Origin of the sequence: Streptomyces thermovulgaris (genome assembly GCF_002155915.1) — a bacterium.
GTDB lineage: Bacteria > Actinomycetota > Actinomycetes > Streptomycetales > Streptomycetaceae > Streptomyces > Streptomyces thermovulgaris.
On record NZ_MUME01000294.1, the window covers coordinates 1 to 17,973 of the forward strand.

The window sequence follows — 17,973 nt, forward strand, 5'->3', positions numbered from 1 at the left end:
CCACGGGGCGGGGAGTCCCCGAGTCCCCCGCCCCGTGGGGCCCGGGCCGCCGGGCCCGGGGACTCACGCCGGAGCGCCGGCGGACCGGGCCGGAGCGTCCAGGGCCGTGGCCAGGGCCGCCAGGAAGCCGGACGTCGTCTCCCGGTCCCGCACCGCCAGGCGCAGCCACTCCCCGCCCAGCCCCGGGAACGTGTCCCCGCGCCGCACCGCGTAGCCCAGGGTGCGCAACCGCTGCCGCACCTCTGCCGCCCCCGGCATCCGGACCAGCACGAAGGGGCCCTCGGCCGGTTCCACCACCCGCACCCCGGCCTCGGCGAAGGAGGCCAGGCCCGCCACCAGGCGGGCCCGGTCCCGCGCGATGCGGCGGGCCGCGTCCTCCGCCTCCGCCAGGGCCCGCGGCTCCACGCACGCCTCGGCCGCCGCCAGCGCCGGCGTGGACACCGGCCACAGGGGCTGGGCCCGCTCCAGTTCCGCGATCACCTCCGGCGAGGACAGCACATAGCCGATCCGCAGACCCGCCAGCCCCCAGGTCTTCGTCAGGCTGCGCAGCACCACCAGACCGGGCACGTCGGTCCGGCCCGCCAGGGCCTCCCGTTCGCCCGGCACCGCGTCCATGAAGGCCTCGTCGACCACCAGCAGCCGGCCCGGACGGGCCAGTTGGGCGATCGCCGAGGCCGGATGCAGGACCGACGTCGGGTTCGTCGGATTGCCGACCACCACCAGGTCCGCGCTCTCGGGCACGGCCGACGGATCGAGCCGGAAGCCGTCCTCCTCCCGCAGCAGCACCCGGTCCACCGTGTGCCCCGCGTCCCGCAGCGCCGCCTCCGGCTCCGTGAACTGCGGGTGCACCACGACCGGACGGCGCACCTTCAGCGCCCGCGCCAGCAGCACGAACGCCTCCGCCGCCCCGGCCGTCAGCAGCACCCGCTCCACCGGCAGCCCGTGCCGCGCCGCCACCGCCGTCCGCGCCGCCCGCCCGTCCGGGTAGGCCGCGAGAGAGGCGAGCGAGGCGGCGATCCGCTCCCGCAGCCACACCGGCGGTGTGCCGGCCCGGACGTTCACGGCGAGGTCCACCAGCGCCGCACCGTCGTCCCGCACCTCGGCGTCCCCATGGTGCCGCAGGTCGTGTCCGTCCCGCATTCCGTCCTCAGTGCGCATGGGAGTGTGCGTGCCCGCCGTGGTGGTGCCCGTGATGGTGGTGCCCGTGGTGATGTCCGTCGTCGTCGGGATGGTAGTGCGGCTGCTGCGGCAGCCCCACCTTGTCCTCGAAGCCCGGCAGCGCGATCCGGTACACGCACGCGTCGCAGTTCATCCGCAGATCGCCCTTCACCGCCTCCTCGTACCGCTCCATCACCAGGTCCAGCAGCTCCGGCTCCGGCCCGATCACGTCCGCCGGGCGCACCTCGACTCCGGTGCGGGCCGCCGCCCACTGTGCCGCCTGCCGCCGCACCCGGTCCGGCAGGACACCCGTGAACAGGAAGTACGGCAGGACGACGATCCGCCGCGCCCCCAGCCGCGCACACCGCTCCAGACCGCTCGGCACGTCCGGCTCGGCCAGCGACACGAACGCCGTCTCCACGCCCGCGTATCCGCGCCCCTCCCACAGCAGCCGCGCCGCCTTGAACACCTCCGCGTTGGCGTCCGGGTCCGTCGACCCGCGCCCGACCAGCAGCACGGTCACCTCCGAACGCTCCCAGGAGGGGCCCATCGCCTCCTCCAGCCGCCGCTCCAGCACGCTCAGCAGCGCGGGATGCGGGCCCAGCGGACGGCCGTAGGTGTACGAGATCCCCGGGTGCCGCTGCTTCTCCCGGGCCAGCGCCGCCGGAATGTCCCCCTTGGCGTGCCCGGCGGACACCAGCATCAGCGGCACGGCGGCGAAGCGCCGCACCCCTCGCTCCACCAGCTCGGCGACCGCCTCGCCCAGCGGCGGCGGGGACAGCTCGATGAAGCCTCCCGCGACGGGCAGGTCGGGGTGACGGCGCCCCAGCTCCCGGACGAACGCGCGGAACGCCTCGGCTCCGGTCTCGTCCCGGGTGCCGTGACCGGCGATCAGCAGGGCGGGCGGCGTCGGGGTGGTCACAGGTTCTCCTCGGACGGCTCGGACGACTCGGCTGAACCGGAGTCGGATGGATCGGATGAAGCTGACGAAGCAGATGAATCGGAGGGAGCGGGGTGGTACAGCAGGGCGTTGAGCGCGGCCGCGGCGACCGCCGAACCGCCCTTCTCGGACACATTGCTCACCGCGGGAAGCCCGCTTGCGCGCAACGCGGCCTTGGACTCGACCGCCCCGACGAAACCGACGGGCAGGCCGATGACGAGTGCGGGGGAGGCGTCCAGCCTCAGCAGCTCCTCCAGGGCGGTCGGGGCACAGCCGATCACCCACAGGGCTCCCGGGCCGACCTGTTCGTACGCCAGCCGGATCGCATGCGCCGAACGCGTCAGCCCGGGCCCCGGCCGGGCGTCCCTGAGCCGGCAGACGGTGTCGCGGCGGGTGATCCCGGCCGCCACCATCTCCACGTCCACGACCACGGGCGCCCCCGCGTGCAGCGCGGCATGGGCCCGCACCAGATCGTCCTCGTCCATGACGAGATCACGGGCGTACTCCAGGTCGGCGGAGGAGTGGACGACCCGTTCCACCACCGCCCGGGTCAGCGGCGGGAGGTGCGAGGTGTCCAGACGGGCGCGCAGCCGCCGGAAGGACTCCTGCTCGATGGGGTGGACGACGCGGTTCACCGGTGCTCCTCCCGGGGCTTCTGCCAGCGGTAGCCACGCGGTGTGACCATCCGCCCCGCGATCGTGCGGGTCGCGGTGTTGCCCACGGTCACGACCGTCATCATGTCGACCGTCGTCGGGTCCAGTTCCGCCAGTGTCGTCAGCAGGCTGGACTCGTCCGGGCGCGAGGCGTTGCGCACCACACCGACCGGGGTCGCCGGCTCCCGGTGCCCGGCGAGGATCTCCAGCGCCCTGGGCAGCTGCCAGTCGCGGTTCCTGGAACGCGGGTTGTAGAAGGTCACGACGAGGTCCGCCTCCGCCGCCGCCCGCACCCGCCGCTCGATGACCTCCCACGGCGTGTGCAGGTCGGAGAGGCTGATCGACACATGGTCGTGCCCGAGCGGCGCGCCGAGGACCGCCCCGGCCGCGAGCGCCGCCGTGACCCCCGGCACGCCGACCACGTCGATGTCGTCCGACGCCTCGGCGAGCGCGGGGGAGGCCATCGCGTACACCCCGGCGTCCCCGCTGCCGATCAGCGCGACGGCGTGTCCGCGCCGGGCCTCGGCGACGGCCGTCCGCGCCCGCTCCTCCTCCGCACCGAGCCCCGACTCCAGGATCCGGGTGCCGGGCCGCAGCAGATCGCGGATCTGGTCGACGTACTGGTCGAGCCCCACCAGCACGGAGGCCCGCCGCAGTTCCGCCCTCGCCCGCGGGGTCAGCAGGTCCCGGGCGCCCGGACCGATCCCGACGATCGCGAGCCGTCCGCGCCCCGGCCGCCGCACGACGGCGCACGTGGCCCTGGCCGGCCCTCCGTCCGCCCGCTTCGACTTCCGCTTGGGCACGAGCAGTTCGCCCCCGCCCAGCAGCGCGGAGGCCTCCGCGACCGACGGGGTGCCGACGGCGGCGAGCGGCGCGGCGGACGGATTCGGCACCTCGACCGCCGCCAGCTCCTCGGCGGAGTACGTCACCAGGGGCACCCCGAGCCGCTCGGCCGCCGCGACGAGCCCCGGCTCGCCGGCCTTGGCGTCGACGGTGGCGAGACAGCAGACGGACCGCACGGACAGCCCCGCCTCCCGCAGCGTGCCCTCCACCAGTTCCAGCACCTCCTGTGCGGGGACGCCCCGGGAGGCGCCGACCCCGACCACGAGGGACGGCGGCCGCAGGACCACCTCGCGCTCGCCCGGCTCGACCGCCCGGTCCGTCACCCGCACGGTGTACGCCCCCTGCGCCGCCACCGGCAGCGGGGGCAACGGCCACGGCACCTCGGCCTCGAGGGCGACGGGCTCCCCGTCGAGCAGGGCCCGCGACACCGCGGCCACCTCCCCCTCCACCGGCAGCCCCAGGGTGTCCAGCCCCGGCAGTCCCACGGCGTCCGTCGCGGTCGTCACCACGGGCTCGGCCCCCAGCACCTCGCCCACCGCCACGGCGAGTTCATTGGCCCCGCCGCCGTGCCCGCCGACCAGCGAGACGGCGAACCGCCCGGCCTCGTCCACGCACACCACGCCCGGATCGGACGCCTTCTCGTCCAGCAGCGGCGCGATGAGCCGGACCACCGCCCCCGTCGCCAGGAAGCACACCAGCTGCTCGCACTCGGCGAACGCGGCCCGCACGGCGTCCCGGACGGGCCCGTCGTACACCCGCGTACGGTCCGGCCACGCGGCCGCCAGCCGGTCCCGCGCGGCCGCGCCCGCCGCGGTGGCGGAAATGAGGCCGATCACTGACTCACTCCTTCACTGGACACCAAGGGCCGCACCCCCCACAGCAGGAACACGGGATTGGCCGCCGCCAGCCGGGTCACGTCCCCCGGCAGCGGTGCGAGCCGGGAGGACTGCAGCAGCACCCCGTCGCAGACGAACCCGGCGGCGGTCAGCGCCTCGCGCGCGGCCGGCACCCGGTCGAGCGCCGCCACGGCGACCACGACGGTCCGCCGGGCCCGCCGTGCGCACACGCCGACGATGCCGGGCAGCTCGCGTCCCCCGCCGCCGACGAACACGGCGTCGGGATCGTCGAGCCCCGACAGCGCGCCGGGAGCGGCGCCGTGCACCACCGCCACGTCGACCCCGTGGGCGGCGGCGTTGGCGCGGATCCGCTCGACCCCGTCGGCCGTCTTCTCGACGGCGACGACCGCCGCCCCGAGCCGTGCGCACTCCACCGCCACCGATCCCGACCCGGCCCCCACGTCCCAGACCAGGTCGCCCAGCCGCGGCCCGAGCCGGGCCAGCGCCAGCGCCCGCACCTCGAACTTGGTGATCATCGAGTCGCGGTGCGCGAACGCGTCCTCCGGCAGCGCCCAGCCCGCCGGCCCCTCCGCGAACCCGGCGACGGTCCGTGCACCGCCCAGCAGCCGTGACCCGTCCAGGCACAGCACCACGTTCACCGCCGTCCCCCAGTCCCGTCCGGCCGCCTCGGCGGGCGTGACCCGCTCCACGTGCTCGTGCGCCGGGTCGCCGAGCGCACGGGCCACGACCAGCACCCGGTCGCCGGCGGGAGTGCGGGCCAGCGCGGCGCCCAGCTCGGCGGGCCCGGCGCCCGGCCCGGTCAGCACGGCGACCTTCGGACGGGCCCGGCACACCTGGACGGCCGTCCGCAGATCCCGCCCGTGCGCGCTGACCACCACCGCGTCGTCCCAGGGCAGCCCGAGCCGTGCGAAGGCGGCGGCGACGGAGGAGACCCCGGGGCGGACGTCCAGCCGCTCGGGACCGAACCGCTCGGCCAGCGCCCGCACGATCCCGAAGAACCCCGGATCGCCGGACGCCAGCACGACGACGCGCCGCTCCTGCGCGACATACCGCTCCATCGCGTCCAGCGCGGGCCCCAGCGGCCCGAGCACGATCCGCTCGGCCCCCTCGGGCAGCCGGACGGCGTCCAGATGACGCCGCCCGCCCACGACGAGCCCGGCGCCGAGGAGTGCCCGGGGGTCGTACGCCGTCCCCGTCCCCGTGCCGACGACCGTGATCATGTGCGTGCACCCCGTGCGCGCAGGGCCTTGCGGGCCTCGGGGTCGGCCTTGCGGTGGCCGTGGAAGTGCCCGGGGTGGTACAGGTGCGAGCGGGTGCCGTGCGCGGTCAGGGCCGGGCCGACCAGGAACAGCGTGTGCTTCCAGAGCTTGTGCCGCTTGACCGTCTCCTCCAGCGTGCCGACCGTGCACCTGACGATCAGCTCCTCCGGCCAGGTCGCCTGGTACGCCACCACGACCGGCGTGGACGCCGGATAGCCGCCCTCCAGCAGCTCCCGCGCCAGCCGGCCGCTGCGGGCCGCCGACAGGAAGACGGCCATGGTGGTGCCGTGCCGGGCGAATTCGCGCACCTCCTCGCCGGGAGGCATCGGCGTCCTGCCGCCGCCGAGCCGGGTGAGCACCACCGACTGGGCGACCTCCGGAACGGTCAGCTCACGCCGGACGAGCGCGGCGACGGCGGAGAAGGAGGAGACCCCCGGCACGACCTCCGTCGCGATCCCGATCTTTGCGCACCGGTCGAGCTGTTCCTGCGTCCCGCCCCACAGGGCGGGGTCCCCGGAGTGGATCCGGGCCACCTTCAGCCCTTCGCGGTGGGCCCGCTCGTAGACGGCGACGACCTCCTCCAGGGACATGGTCGCCGAGTCCAGGATCTCCGCGTCCTCACGGGCGTGTTCGAGCACCTCGGCCTGGACGAGGCTGGCCGCCCAGATCACGACGTCCGCCTCGGCGATCGCGCGGGCGGCACGGAACGTCAGCAGATCGGCGGCGCCGGGGCCGGCACCGACGAAGGTCACCTTGCCGGCGGGTGCGTCGGCCATGGCTCGGGTCCTCTCCTGTGGTCGTACGGTCATACGGAATGTCGCGGGGGCCGGGGCGGTGGAGGCCGGAGGGACACGTCCGGCAGGCCCCGCCGGACGCCCCGGCGGCCCGGTGGTCTAGCGGTCCCGGCGGTGAGGGCGCGGGCGGTCCCGCCTCACGTCCGGCGCGTTCCCGGTGCCCCCGGGCGCGACCGGCCCGCCCCGGCCCGGTTCACAACTTGCTGCCCCGCCCGCCGTCGCGCCGGGCGGGAGCGATGAGGGTGGAGAGGTACGGCAGGGGAGTCCCGTCGAGCTCCGCGGCCGGCCGGATGGACTCCTCCGGCAGCCCGAGCGCCGACCCCCACACCGCGCCCTCGAGCCGCCCGCTGTCCCGCAGTGCCTCGGCGACCTCCCGCGCCCGCCGCCCGAACTTGTACGCCACGACCGTCCCCGGCCCGTTCAGGGCCTCCTTGAGCACGGCGGGCCCGGCGGTGACGGGCACCAGGGTCAGCGGCTCGGTGCCCTCGGTGAGCACGGCGCCCGAACGCGCCGCCAGGTCCTGCATGGCGGTGATCCCGGGCACGGTCTCCACGACGGTCCCCGGCACCAGCTCGGCGACGGTCTGCGCGAGATAGGTGAAGGTGGAGTACACGTTCGGGTCGCCGATGGTGGCGAAGGCGACGCACGCGTGCCGCGCGAGCAGACCGGCGACCCGCTCCCCGGCGGCGTCCCACGCGGCCTCGCGCCGCGCCCGGTCGGACCGCTCGTTCAGCGCGAACACCACCCGGACGACCTTCTCCTCGGGCACGTAGTGCAGCACGGTCGCCTCGGCGCGCCCCCGCTCCCCGGTGTCCATCACCGGGACGACCACGACATCGGCCCCGCGCAGCGCGTTGACCCCCTTCACGGTCACCAGTTCGGGATCGCCGGGGCCCATCCCGACACCGATCAGCCTGCTCATGACGTCCGGCACCTCTCGACGAACCGACGGGCGACACCGGGCGCGGCGGCCCAGTGGATGTGCAGATAGCTCGCGTGCACGTTCCCGCGTACGAAGCCTTCGACCCGCCGGGCGGGGGCACGCACCCCCCAGGCGGGAGCCGCCGCACCCGTCCCCGAGCCGGGCTCGACGGCGGTCCGGTGGAACTCGTGTCCGCGCATCCGCTCCCCGGCCGCGGCGAGCACGCTGTCACCGACCGCCACGACGTCCCGGTAGCCCAGGGTGAGCCGCCCGGTCATCCGGGCGGTGGCGTCCAGCACGGCGCACATCGGCCGTCCGTCCAGCTCCCGGCACAGATACAGCAGCCCGGCGCACTCGGCGGCCACGGGAGCACCCCCGAGCGCGAGACCGGCGACGGCCCGGCGCAGCGGCTCGTTGGCGGACAGCTCGGCGGCGTACACCTCGGGGAAGCCGCCGCCGATCACCAGCCCGCGGGTCCCCTCGGGCAGCCGCTCGTCACGCAGCGGGTCGAAGGGGACGACCTCGGCGCCGGCGGCGGTGAGCAGCTCCGTGTGCTCGGCGTAGGAGAAGGTGAAGGCGGCACCGCCGGCCACGGCGACCCTGGGCGCCGGCCCGGCGCCCGGCGGGGACGCCCCCGGCGGGCGCGCCGCTGCCGCCACGGCCTCGGCCGCGTCCCAGGCCGCACAGGACAGCGTTCCCGCACTGCGCGCCAGCGCGACCAGCGCCGGCAGATCGCACCCGGCCTCCACCTGCGCGGCCATGGCCGCCACGGCCTCCAGGGCCGCGTCCCTCCGCTCGGCGACCGGCACCAGCCCCAGATGCCGGGAGGGCACACCGACCCGCGGAACCCGCCGGAGCACCCCCAGCACGGGCACCCCCGCCGTCTCCAGGGCCTCCCGCAGCAGCGCCTCGTGCCGGTCGGAGGCCACCTTGTTGAGGACCACGCCCCCCACCCGGACCTCCGGGTCCCAGGAGGCGAACCCGTGCACCAGCGCCGCCACCGACCGCGACTGCGAGGAGGCGTCGACGACCAGCACCACCGGAGCCCGCAGCAGCTTGGCCACCTGCGCGGTGGACGCCAGCTCCCCCTGCCCGGCGGCCCCGTCGTACAGCCCCATCACCCCCTCGACGACGGCGATGTCGCACCCCCGCGCCCCGTGCAGGAACAACGGCCCGATCAGCTCGGGACCGCACAGATACGCGTCCAGGTTCCGCCCCGTACGCCCGGTCGCGAGCGCGTGGTACCCGGGGTCGATGTAGTCCGGGCCCACCTTGTGCGGGGACACGGACAGCCCCCGCCGGGCCAGCGCGGCCATCAGCCCCGTGGCGACGGTGGTCTTGCCGCTGCCCGAGGCCGGCGCGGCCACCACCAGCCGGGGCACGGACGGGGACGTCACCACTCGATGCCCCTCTGGCCCTTCTGCCCGGCGTCCATCGGGTGCTTGACCTTGGACATGTCGGTGACCAGATCGGCGAAGTCGACCAGCTCCTGCGGCGCGTTGCGTCCGGTGATCACCACATGCTGGGTCCCGGGCCGGTTCCGCAGCACCTCCACGACCTCGTCGGTGCCGACCCAGCCCCAGTGCATCGGATACGTGAACTCGTCGAGCACGTACAGCCGGTACGTCTCGGCGGCCAGATCCCGCTTGACCTGCTCCCAGCCCTCGCGGGCCTTGGCCTCGTTGTCCATCTGGGCGTCGCGCTGCACCCAGGACCAGCCCTCGCCCATCTTGTGCCAGACGACGCTCCCGCCCTCGCCGGAGTCGCCCAGCACCCGCAGCGCCCGCTCCTCGCCGACCCGCCACTTGGCCGACTTGACGAACTGGAACACCCCGATCGGCCAGCCCTGGTTCCAGGCGCGCAGCGCCAGCCCGAAGGCGGCGGTGGACTTGCCCTTGCCGATCCCGGTGTGCACGACGACGAGCGGCCGGTGACGCCGCTGACGGGTCGTCAGCCCGTCGTCCGGCACCACACTCGGCTTCCCCTGCGGCATTACGCGGCCCTCCTGTCGCCTCGAACCTCCCTGACCAGTCCCGCGATCGCGTCGGCCCGCAGCTCGTCCGGCGTCACCGCGACACCGCCCAGGTCCTGCGCGAGCCGCCCGGCCAGCCCCAGCCGGACGGGACCCGACTCGCAGTCCACGACCACCGACGCGACCCCCTCGGCGGCGAGCAGCCGCGCCGCACGCCCGGCGAGAGCGACCGGGTCGGGGCCGCCCGTGGCCCGCCCGTCGGTCACCACCACGAGCAGCGCCCGCCGCGCCGGGTCCCGCAACCGCTCCACGCGCAGCACGTCGTGCGCCTTGAGCAGCCCGGCGGCCAGCGGCGTGCGCCCCCCGGTGGGCAGCGCCTCCAGCCGGGCCGCCGCCGCGTCGACGGACGAGGTCGGCGGCAGCGCCACCTCGGCGCCCGCCCCCCGGAAGGTCACCAGTCCCACCTTGTCCCGCCGCTGGTAGGCGTCCAGCAGCAGCGACAGCACCGCGCCCTTCACGGCGCCCATCCGCTGCCGCGCCGCCATCGACCCGGAGGCGTCCACCACGAACAGCACGAGGTTGGACTCGTGGCCCTCCCGCACCGCCTGCCGCAGATCGTCACGCCGCAGGAGCAGACCGGGCCCGCTGCGCCCCCGCGCCCGCTGGTGCGGGGCCGCCGCCCGCACGGTCGCCGCCAGATGCAGCTTGGTCAGCGCCCCCCGGGGCCGCCGGGCCCCGATGGTCCGCCCGTGCTCGGTCCGGGCCCGCGAGCGCCGCCCGGCAGCCCCCTCGCCGATGCCGGGAACCCGGAGCACCCGGGCGCGGAACGGCTCGGAGGGGCGCACGGCGGCCCGCTCACCCGCGCCGGCACCGGACGGCCGCGGCGCGCCGCCCTTCCCGTCGGTCCCGCCGCCCTCGCCGTTCTCGCTGCTTTCGCTGTTCCCGCCGCCTTGCGGGCCGCCGCCGTCGTCGGGCGCGGGCCGCCCGCCGCCCCCGCCGGGACCGCCGTCCGGGCCGGGATCGTCGTCCTCCGGCCCGGCGGACTCCCGGAGGGTCTCGTCGAGCTTGTCCTCGTCCAGACCGGGTGCGTCGAAGGGCGAACGACGCCTGCGGTGCGGCAGGGCCAGCAGCGCGGCCTGCCGCACGTCCTCGGCGCGCACCTCGGTCCGGCCGGCCCACGCGGCCAGCGCGGTGGCGGTGCGCGCCATCACGATGTCGGCGCGCATGCCGTCCACCTCGAACGCGGCACAGGTCGCCGCGATCTGCCGCAGCGCGCCGTCCCCCAGCCGGACCCGGGGCAGCAGCTGCCGCGCGGCCACGATCCGCTGCCGTACGGCGGCCTCCTCGCCGGCCCAGCGGGCGGCGAAGGCCACGGGGTCGTCCTCGTGGGCGAGCCGGCGCCGGACGACCTCGGCACGGATCTCGGGGTCCCGGGAGGCGGCGACCTCGACCGTCAGACCGAAGCGGTCCAGCAGCTGGGGGCGCAGCTCGCCCTCCTCGGGGTTCATGGTCCCGACGAGCAGGAACCGCGCCGCGTGCCGCACGGAGACACCCTCGCGCTCGACGTACGAGGCGCCCATCGCGGCGGCGTCCAGCAGCAGGTCGACCAGGTGGTCGTGGAGCAGGTTGACCTCGTCGACGTAGAGGATCCCGCGGTGCGCCTCGGCGAGCAGGCCCGGTTCGAACGCCTTCACGCCCTCGGAGAGGGCCCGCTCGATGTCCAGCGCGCCGACGAGCCGGTCCTCGGAGGCGCCGACGGGGAGTTCGACCATGCGGGCGGGCCTCTCGACGCCGGGACCCGGCTCGTGCGGACCGTCCGGGCAGGCGGGGTCCGGGGCGGAGGGATCGCAGGAGAAACGGCAGCCGGGCACCACGGCGATCTTCGGCAGCAGCGCCGACAGGGCGCGGACCGCGGTGCTCTTCGCGGTTCCCTTCTCCCCGCGCACCAGGACACCGCCCACGCGCGGGGACACCGCGTTGAGCAGCAGGGCCAACCGCAGGTCGTCCTGTCCGACGACAGCAGTGAAGGGGTAGGGCGTGGTCACGCGGTGATCGCTCCTTCGGATGACTCGGACGAGAGCGGCTCGTGGTCCGGCTGCACGCCGGTCGGGACGACGGTCCGGCCCCCGCCGCCGCGGGGGTGGTCCGGCACCGTCGTGTCCGTGACTGCTGATCGCTGCCTGCTCCCCGCCGCCGCGGGGGCCGCCGGGGAGATCACGCGTCTCCCTCCAGCTCTCCCTCGAGTTCGAGGTAGGTCGCCCGGAGCCGGTCCAGGGTCTCCCGGTCCGGTTCCGCCCACAGACCGCGGTCGGCGGCCTCCAGCAGCCGCTCGGTGATGCCGCGCAGCGCCCACGGGTTGGACTTCTTCATGAAGTCCCGGTTCTCCGGGTCGAAGACGTACGCGGCGCTGAGCTTCTCGTACATCCAGTCGTCGACCACGCCCGCCGTGGCGTCGTAGCCGAACAGGTAGTCCACGGTCGCGGCCATTTCGAAAGCCCCCTTGTAGCCGTGCCTTCGCATGGCCGCCATCCACCGGGGATTCACCACCCGCGCCCGGAAGACCCGGTGCGTCTCCTCGCCCAGCGTGCGGGTCCTCACCTGGTCGGGCACGGCGCTGTCGCCGATGTACGCCTCGGGGTTGCTCCCCGTCAGATGCCGCACCATGGCGACCATGCCGCCGTGGTACTGGAAGTAGTCGTCGGCGTCGTGGATGTCGTGCTCACGGGTGTCGACGTTCTTCGCCGCCACCGCGATCCGCCGGAACGCCCGCTCCATGTCCCCGCGCGCCGCCCGTCCGTCGAGCCCGCGCCCGTAGGCGTAGCCGCCCCACACGGCGTACACCTCGGCGAGGTCCGCGTCGCTGCGCCAGTTCCGTGCGTCGATCAGCGGCAGCAGGCCCGCGCCGTACGCCCCCGGCTTGGAGCCGAAGATGCGGGTCGTCGCACGCCGGCGGTCGCCGTGCTCGGCGGTGTCCTCGTCGGCGTGGGCCTTCACGAAGTTCTGCCCGGCGGGCTCGTCCAGCTCCGCCACCGTCCGCACCGCGTCGTCGATCAGCCCGACCACGTGCGGGAACGCGTCCCGGAAGAAACCCGAGATCCGCACCGTGACGTCGATGCGCGGCCGGCCCAGCTCCTCCAAGGGGATCACCTCGAAGCCGGTGACCCGGCGCGATGCGTCGTCCCACACCGGGCGGCAGCCCAGCAGCGCCAGGATCTCGGCGATGTCGTCGCCCTGGGTGCGCATCGCGGAGGTGCCCCAGACCGTCAGACCGACCGACTCGGGGTACTCGCCCGTGTCCCGCAGATACCGCTGCACGAGCGAGTCCGCGAGCGACTGGCCGACCTCCCAGCTCAGCCTCGACGGAATCGCCTTGGGGTCCACCGAGTAGAAGTTCCGGCCGGTCGGCAGGACGTTGACCAGGCCCCGGGTCGGGGAGCCGGACGGGCCCGCGGGGACGTACCCCCCGTCCAGCGCCCGCAGGATGTGCCCGATCTCGTCCGTGGTGCGGGCGAGCCGGGGCACGACCTCGGTGCAGGCGAACTCCAGCACGGCCACCGCCTCCGGCAGGTCGGCGCCCAGCACCTCCCGCACCAGGGCCGCGCACGCGGAGGCCGCCCAGCCGCGCTCCTCCATCCCCTCCGCGATCCGCCGGCACAGCTGCTCCAGCAGGTCGATCGCGTCGGAGGCGGTCCGGGCCGGGCCCTCCACCAGGTCCGTCAGCTCCACCGGCACCTTCACCGGCGCCCCCGGCTCGGCCAGCAGCTCCTTCTCCACCAGCCCGAAGTGCTCCGCCAGCGAGGCCCGCAGCCCCGGCAGCGCGTTCGCCCTGCCGCCCCACACCTGCGAGGAGCGCAGCACGGCCAGCACCAGGTTCACCCGCGGTTCGCCGACCGGGCCGCCGCCCAGGACGTGCAGGCCGTCCCTGATCTGCACGTCCTTGATCTCGCACAGATAGCCGTCGATGTGCATGACGAACTCGTCGAACTCGTCGTCGTCCGGCTGTTCGTCCACCTGCAGGTCGTGGTGCAGCTCGGCGGCCTTGACCAGGGTCCAGATCTGTGCCCGTACGGCCGGTGCCTTCGCCGGGTCCAGGTCGCAGACCAGCGCGTACTCGTCGAGCAGCTGCTCCAGCCTGGCCAGGTCGCCGTAGGTGTCCGCGCGTGCCATGGGCGGCACCAGGTGGTCGACGACCGTGGCGTGCCCGCGCCGCTTGGCCTGGGTGCCCTCGCCGGGGTCGTTGACGATGAACGGGTAGACCAGCGGCAGGTCGCCCAGGACCGCGTCCGGTGCGCATCCGCGCGACAGGCCCAGGCCCTTGCCCGGCAGCCACTCCATCGTGCCGTGCTTGCCCATGTGCACGACGGCGTCGGCGCCGAAGCTGTTCTCGAGCCACCGGTAGGCCGCCAGGTAGTGGTGCGACGGCGGCATGTCCGGGTCGTGGTAGATGGCGATGGGGTTCTCGCCGAAGCCGCGCGGCGGCTGGATCATCACGACGACGTTCCCGAACCGCAGGGAGGCGAGCACGATGTCGTCGCCGTCGACGTACAGCGAGCCCGGCGGCTCGCCCCACGCCTGGACCATCGCCTCCCGCAGGTCCGGGTCGAGCCGGTCGAACCACGCCCGGTAGTCGGCCAGCGGCACGCGCGCGGGGGCGGCGGCCAGCTGTTCCTCCGTCAGCCACTCCACGTCGTGGCCGCCGGCCTCGATCAGACGGTGGATCAGCTCGTCGCCGTTGTCGGGGTACTCCCCGACCGTGTAGCCCGCCTCCCGCAGGGCGTCCAGCACCCGTACCGCCGAGGCGGGGGTGTCCAGGCCGACCGCGTTGCCGATCCGCGCGTGCTTGGTCGGGTACGCGGTGAGGACGAGCGCGATCCTCTTCTCGGCGTTCGGCTTGTGCCGCAGCCGGGCGTGCCGTACGGCGATGCCGGCCACCCGGGCGGCCCGCTCGGGGTCGGCCACGTACACCGGCACGTCGTCGGGGCCCTGCTCCTTGAAGGAGAACGGGACCGTGATCAGCCGTCCGTCGAACTCCGGGATCGCGACCTGCATCGCCGCGTCCATCGGGGAGAGGGCCGCGTCCGACGCCTCCCAGGCGGCGCGCGACGAGGTCAGGCAGAGCCCTTGCAGCACCGGGACGTTCAGCCCGGCCAGCGCCCCGACGTCCCAGGACTCCTCGTCCCCGCCCGCCGAGGCCTGCGAGGCGTGCGTGCCGCCGGCGGCGAGGACGGTGGCGACCAGGGCGTCGGCCCGTCCCAGGATCTCGTACAGCCCCGGGTCGGCGCCGCGCAGCGAACCGCAGTACACCGGGAGGGCGTTGGCGCCGTGCGCCTCGATCGCGTCGCACAGGGTGTCCACGAAGGCGGTGTTGCCGCTCAGTTCGTGGGCGCGGTAGAAGAGGACGCCCACGGTCGGGCGGTCCTCGCGGAGGGGACGGTCGCCGCGGACGCCGTACTCCGGCATCCTCCGCGGCTTCTCGAAGCCCTCGCCGGTCAGCAGCACCGTGTCCGACAGGAACCGGGCCAGCTCGGCCAGGTTCGCCGGCCCGCCCTCGACGAGGTACTTCAGCGCCTCCGCCACCACACCCGCCGGCACCGACGACTCGGCCATCAGCTCCGCGTCCGGCACGGCCTCTCCGCCCAGCAGCACGGTCGGGACACCGGACGCCTTCAGCGCGGTAAGTCCGTCCTCCCAGGCGCGTTTGCCGCCGAGCAGGCGGACGACGGCGACGTCCGCGCCGTCGAGCAGCCGGGGGAGCTCCTCGGCGACGTCCACCCGGGCGGGGTTGCCGATCCGGTAGGAGGCGCCCGAGGCACGGGCCGCCAGCAGGTCGGTGTCGGCGGTCGACAACAACAACACTGTGCTCATGCGGGTGCTCCTGGGGGGATGAAGGGAAGTCCTCGAGGCGCGCCCGACTCGATGAGCCGCCATAGCGCGTCCGTGTCCGTGTGCTGTTCGATCAGATCGCCGAGCCGGTCGAGCTGTTCCTCGCGCAGGGCGGCGAAGGAGGTGTCGGCGGCCGGGACGAAGCGGCGGCCGGCGGCGGCCGCCACCTCGCGCAGGAAGGCACGCCGGAAGCCGTCCGACTCCAGCGAGCCGTGCCAGTGCGTGCCCCAGACGGCTCCGGACCGGCAGCCGTCCAGGAAGGGCTCCCCGCCGGTGACCTCGGCGACCCCGTGGTGGATCTCGTAGCCCTCGACCCGCTCGCCCAGGGCCTCGCCCTCGGGCCGGGCGAGGGTCTTCTCCCGGGCGAACCGGACCCGTACCGGCAGCAGTCCGAGGCCGTCCACGTGCCCGGCCCGCGACTCGACCTCGTCCTCGATGTGCTCGCCGAGGACCTGGAAGCCGCCGCAGATCCCGAGGATCGGCCGTCCCTCGCGGGCCCTGCGCTCGAGGGCCTCCGCAAGTCCCCGCTCCCGCAGCCACCGAAGCGCCCGGACCGTGCCCCGGGTGCCGGGCACGACGACGAGGTCGGCGTCGGACAGCTCCTCCGGGCGGTCCACGAACCGTACGACGACGCCCGGTTCGGCGGCGAGCGCGTCCACGTCGGTGAAGTTGGACATCAGCGGGACGGCGCAGACGGCGACCCGCAGGATCTCCTCGCCCACCGGGGGGACCACCGCGGACTCCCGTACGGCCCCCCGCGGCGACACCCTCCCCCACTCTCGGCTTCGCTCGAGCGGGGGGACCCCCAGTCCGTCCTCCTCGTCGATGCCGAGCCCGTGCCGGAAGGGCAGGACGCCGAAGGTGCGCCGTCCGGTGAGCCCGTGCAGCATGCCGAGCCCGGGCTCCAGCAGCGAGACGTCGCCGCGGAACTTGTTGACGAGGAATCCGGCCACCAGCTCCTGGTCCTCGCGGGACAGCAGGGCGAGCGTGCCGAAGAAGGAGGCGAAGACGCCGCCGCGGTCGATGTCGCCGACGACCAGCACGGGCAGCCGCGCACCCCGTGCGACCGCCATGTTGACGATGTCGGTCCGGCGCAGATTGATCTCGGCCGGGCTGCCCGCCCCCTCGCAGATCACCACGTCGTACGTGCCGCGCAGTTCGGCGAGGCAGTCCAGCACCGTGCCGAGGAGCTTCTGCTGCCGCCCGCCGTGGTAGCCGCGTGCGCTCAGCTCGCCCACCGGCCTGCCCAGCAGCACGACCTGGCTGCTCTGTTCGCCGCCCGGCTTGAGCAGCACCGGGTTCATCAGCGCGGTCGGCTCGATCCGGCAGGCCTGGGCCTGCATGGCCTGCGCCCGCCCGATCTCGGCGCCCTCGCGGGTGACGAAGGAGTTGAGGGACATGTTCTGCGCCTTGAAGGGCGCGACCTTCACGCCCTGCCGCACCAGCCACCGGCAGATCCCGGCCGTGACGACGCTCTTCCCGGCGTCGGAGGTGGTGCCGGCGACGAGCAGACCGCCGTTCATGCCGTCCGTCCCTTCGTCCGTGCCGTCGCCCGGCGGGCGCGGGCGCACAGCAGCCTGGCGGTGACACAGGTGCCGAGGGCGAGCCAGCTCACGCGCCGTGAGAGGCGCACGGCCCGTTCGATGTCCTCCGTCCGGACGGCGCGCCCGGAGCCGTTGAGCACCGGACGGTGCTCCACGCGCCCTCCGTAGGAGAGCGTGCCGCCCAGCCGTACGCCGAGGGCCCCCGCGAACGAGGCCTCCACCGGGCCGGCGTTGGGGCTCGGATGCTTGCGGGCGTCGGCGCGCCAGGCCCGTACGGCACCTCGCGGGTCGCCTCCCGCGACGGCGGCCAGGGCGGCGGTCAGCCGTGCTCCCGGCCAGCCGGCGAGGTCGTCGAGCCGGGCCGAGGCCCAGCCGTAGCGGCGGTGGCGGGGGGACTTGTGCCCGACCATGGCGTCCAGGGTGTTGACGGCCCGGAAGCCGAGAAGGCCCGGCACTCCGGCGACGGCGCCCCACACCAGCGCGCCCACCACCGCGTCGGAGGTGTTCTCGGCGACGGACTCCACGACGGCCCGCGCGATCCCGTCGGCGTCCAGCGCCTGCGGGTCGCGTCCGCACAGGTGCGGCAGCCGCGCCCGGGCGCCCTCGACGTCCCCGGCCTCAAGCGCGCGCCCGATCGTCCGCGCCTCCCGCGCGAGCGAGGTGCCGCCGACGACGGTCCAGGTGGCGGCGGCGGTCAGGGCGACGGAGGCGGCACGGGAGCGGCGCACGGCGGCCGCGGCCAGTGCGGCCGTCGCCACGGTGCCCCCGACGCACACCGCGGTGTGCAGGGCGCCCCAGCCGCGGTGGTCCCGCCACAGGGCGCGTTCCACGGCGCTCGCGGCACGGCCGAACACGGCGACCGGATGTCCGCGACGGGGATCGCCGAGGATCAGGTCACCGAGGAGGCCGGCGGTGGCGCCGTACGCGAAGACGCGATCGGCACCCATCGGGTCAGCCGACCGGGGGTACCGAAGGTGCGGTCGGAGTGTCGCTGGTGAACCTCGGTCGGCAGCCGTGCATCGCGATATGTCCTCACTCAGGGTGTCCACGCCCTGGTTCGACGAGACCGACGGGGAGAGTTCCTGGCTCCCGGGAGGTCGCCCTCCCGGTCACAGTGGCGGGACCGCGCCGGATTCGCACCGGCTTCC

The 17,973-nt window shown here is 75.1% G+C and carries 13 protein-coding genes and 1 riboswitch; all 13 genes read right to left on the bottom strand.

The features are described from left to right. Nucleotides 1-63 precede the first annotated feature (63 nt). A complete protein-coding gene (gene cobC, locus CCN35_RS21460; RefSeq protein ID WP_236560557.1) occupies nt 64-1,158 on the bottom strand; it encodes an Rv2231c family histidinol phosphate aminotransferase CobC in 1,095 nt (364 codons plus the stop codon). After that, complete coding sequence (locus CCN35_RS21465; protein ID WP_067390597.1) at nt 1,148-2,080, bottom strand: sirohydrochlorin chelatase; 933 nt, start codon at nt 2,078-2,080, stop codon at nt 1,148-1,150. The genes cobC and CCN35_RS21465 overlap by 11 nt, the downstream gene beginning before the upstream one ends. Further along, nucleotides 2,077-2,733: a precorrin-8X methylmutase gene (locus CCN35_RS21470; protein ID WP_067390600.1), complete on the bottom strand. Its 657-nt coding sequence runs from the start codon at nt 2,731-2,733 to the stop codon at nt 2,077-2,079. Before CCN35_RS21470 ends, CCN35_RS21465 begins: the two co-directional genes overlap by 4 nt. Beyond that, complete coding sequence (gene cobJ, locus CCN35_RS21475) at nt 2,730-4,430, bottom strand: precorrin-3B C(17)-methyltransferase (RefSeq protein WP_086793945.1); 1,701 nt, start codon at nt 4,428-4,430, stop codon at nt 2,730-2,732. Before cobJ ends, CCN35_RS21470 begins: the two co-directional genes overlap by 4 nt. Next, the gene (gene cbiE, locus CCN35_RS21480; protein WP_086793947.1) at nt 4,427-5,671 is read right to left on the bottom strand and encodes a precorrin-6y C5,15-methyltransferase (decarboxylating) subunit CbiE; all 1,245 of its coding nucleotides are present in this window, start codon (nt 5,669-5,671) and stop codon (nt 4,427-4,429) included. Before cbiE ends, cobJ begins: the two co-directional genes overlap by 4 nt. Continuing rightward, nucleotides 5,668-6,486 carry a precorrin-4 C(11)-methyltransferase gene (gene cobM / locus CCN35_RS21485; protein WP_067390609.1) on the bottom strand — a complete coding sequence of 273 codons (819 nt, stop codon included), beginning with the start codon at nt 6,484-6,486 and terminating at the stop codon, nt 5,668-5,670. The genes cbiE and cobM overlap by 4 nt, the downstream gene beginning before the upstream one ends. Nucleotides 6,487-6,697: 211 nt before the next feature. Continuing rightward, nucleotides 6,698-7,438 (bottom strand): precorrin-2 C(20)-methyltransferase, encoded by a 741-nt coding sequence (gene cobI, locus CCN35_RS21490; protein WP_086793949.1) that lies wholly within the window; start codon nt 7,436-7,438, stop codon nt 6,698-6,700. After that, nucleotides 7,423-8,826, bottom strand: coding sequence for a cobyrinic acid a,c-diamide synthase CobB (locus CCN35_RS21495; protein ID WP_067390615.1), 1,404 nt, complete (start codon nt 8,824-8,826; stop codon nt 7,423-7,425). Before CCN35_RS21495 ends, cobI begins: the two co-directional genes overlap by 16 nt. Then, complete coding sequence (gene cobO / locus CCN35_RS21500; RefSeq protein WP_067390618.1) at nt 8,820-9,419, bottom strand: cob(I)yrinic acid a,c-diamide adenosyltransferase; 600 nt, start codon at nt 9,417-9,419, stop codon at nt 8,820-8,822. The genes CCN35_RS21495 and cobO overlap by 7 nt, the downstream gene beginning before the upstream one ends. After that, nucleotides 9,419-11,443 carry a putative cobaltochelatase gene (locus CCN35_RS21505; RefSeq protein WP_067390621.1) on the bottom strand — a complete coding sequence of 675 codons (2,025 nt, stop codon included), beginning with the start codon at nt 11,441-11,443 and terminating at the stop codon, nt 9,419-9,421. Before CCN35_RS21505 ends, cobO begins: the two co-directional genes overlap by 1 nt. 169 nt (nt 11,444-11,612) lie before the next feature. Next, complete coding sequence (gene cobN, locus CCN35_RS21510) at nt 11,613-15,263, bottom strand: cobaltochelatase subunit CobN (protein ID WP_086793951.1); 3,651 nt, start codon at nt 15,261-15,263, stop codon at nt 11,613-11,615. Beyond that, nucleotides 15,260-16,804, bottom strand: a complete 1,545-nt coding sequence (locus CCN35_RS21515) for a cobyric acid synthase (protein ID WP_067390797.1) — start codon at nt 16,802-16,804, stop codon at nt 15,260-15,262. The genes cobN and CCN35_RS21515 overlap by 4 nt, the downstream gene beginning before the upstream one ends. Next, nucleotides 16,801-17,772 carry a cobalamin biosynthesis protein gene (locus CCN35_RS21520; RefSeq protein ID WP_067390627.1) on the bottom strand — a complete coding sequence of 324 codons (972 nt, stop codon included), beginning with the start codon at nt 17,770-17,772 and terminating at the stop codon, nt 16,801-16,803. Before CCN35_RS21520 ends, CCN35_RS21515 begins: the two co-directional genes overlap by 4 nt. 108 nt (nt 17,773-17,880) lie before the next feature. Then, nucleotides 17,881-17,973, bottom strand: a riboswitch (cobalamin riboswitch). This riboswitch is flagged as partial in the annotation.

Bases quoted from the DNA above. Each gene is read 5' to 3' on its own strand.
- cobN (WP_086793951.1), bottom strand. From the start codon at position 15,263: ATGAGCACAGTGTTGTTGTTGTCGACCGCCGACACCGACCTGCTGGCG.
- cobC (WP_236560557.1), bottom strand. From the start codon at position 1,158: ATGCGCACTGAGGACGGAATGCGGGACGGACACGACCTGCGGCACCAT.
- cbiE (WP_086793947.1), bottom strand. From the start codon at position 5,671: ATGATCACGGTCGTCGGCACGGGGACGGGGACGGCGTACGACCCCCGG.
- CCN35_RS21515 (WP_067390797.1), bottom strand. From the start codon at position 16,804: ATGAACGGCGGTCTGCTCGTCGCCGGCACCACCTCCGACGCCGGGAAG.
- cobO (WP_067390618.1), bottom strand. From the start codon at position 9,419: ATGCCGCAGGGGAAGCCGAGTGTGGTGCCGGACGACGGGCTGACGACC.
- CCN35_RS21520 (WP_067390627.1), bottom strand. From the start codon at position 17,772: ATGGGTGCCGATCGCGTCTTCGCGTACGGCGCCACCGCCGGCCTCCTC.
- cobM (WP_067390609.1), bottom strand. From the start codon at position 6,486: ATGGCCGACGCACCCGCCGGCAAGGTGACCTTCGTCGGTGCCGGCCCC.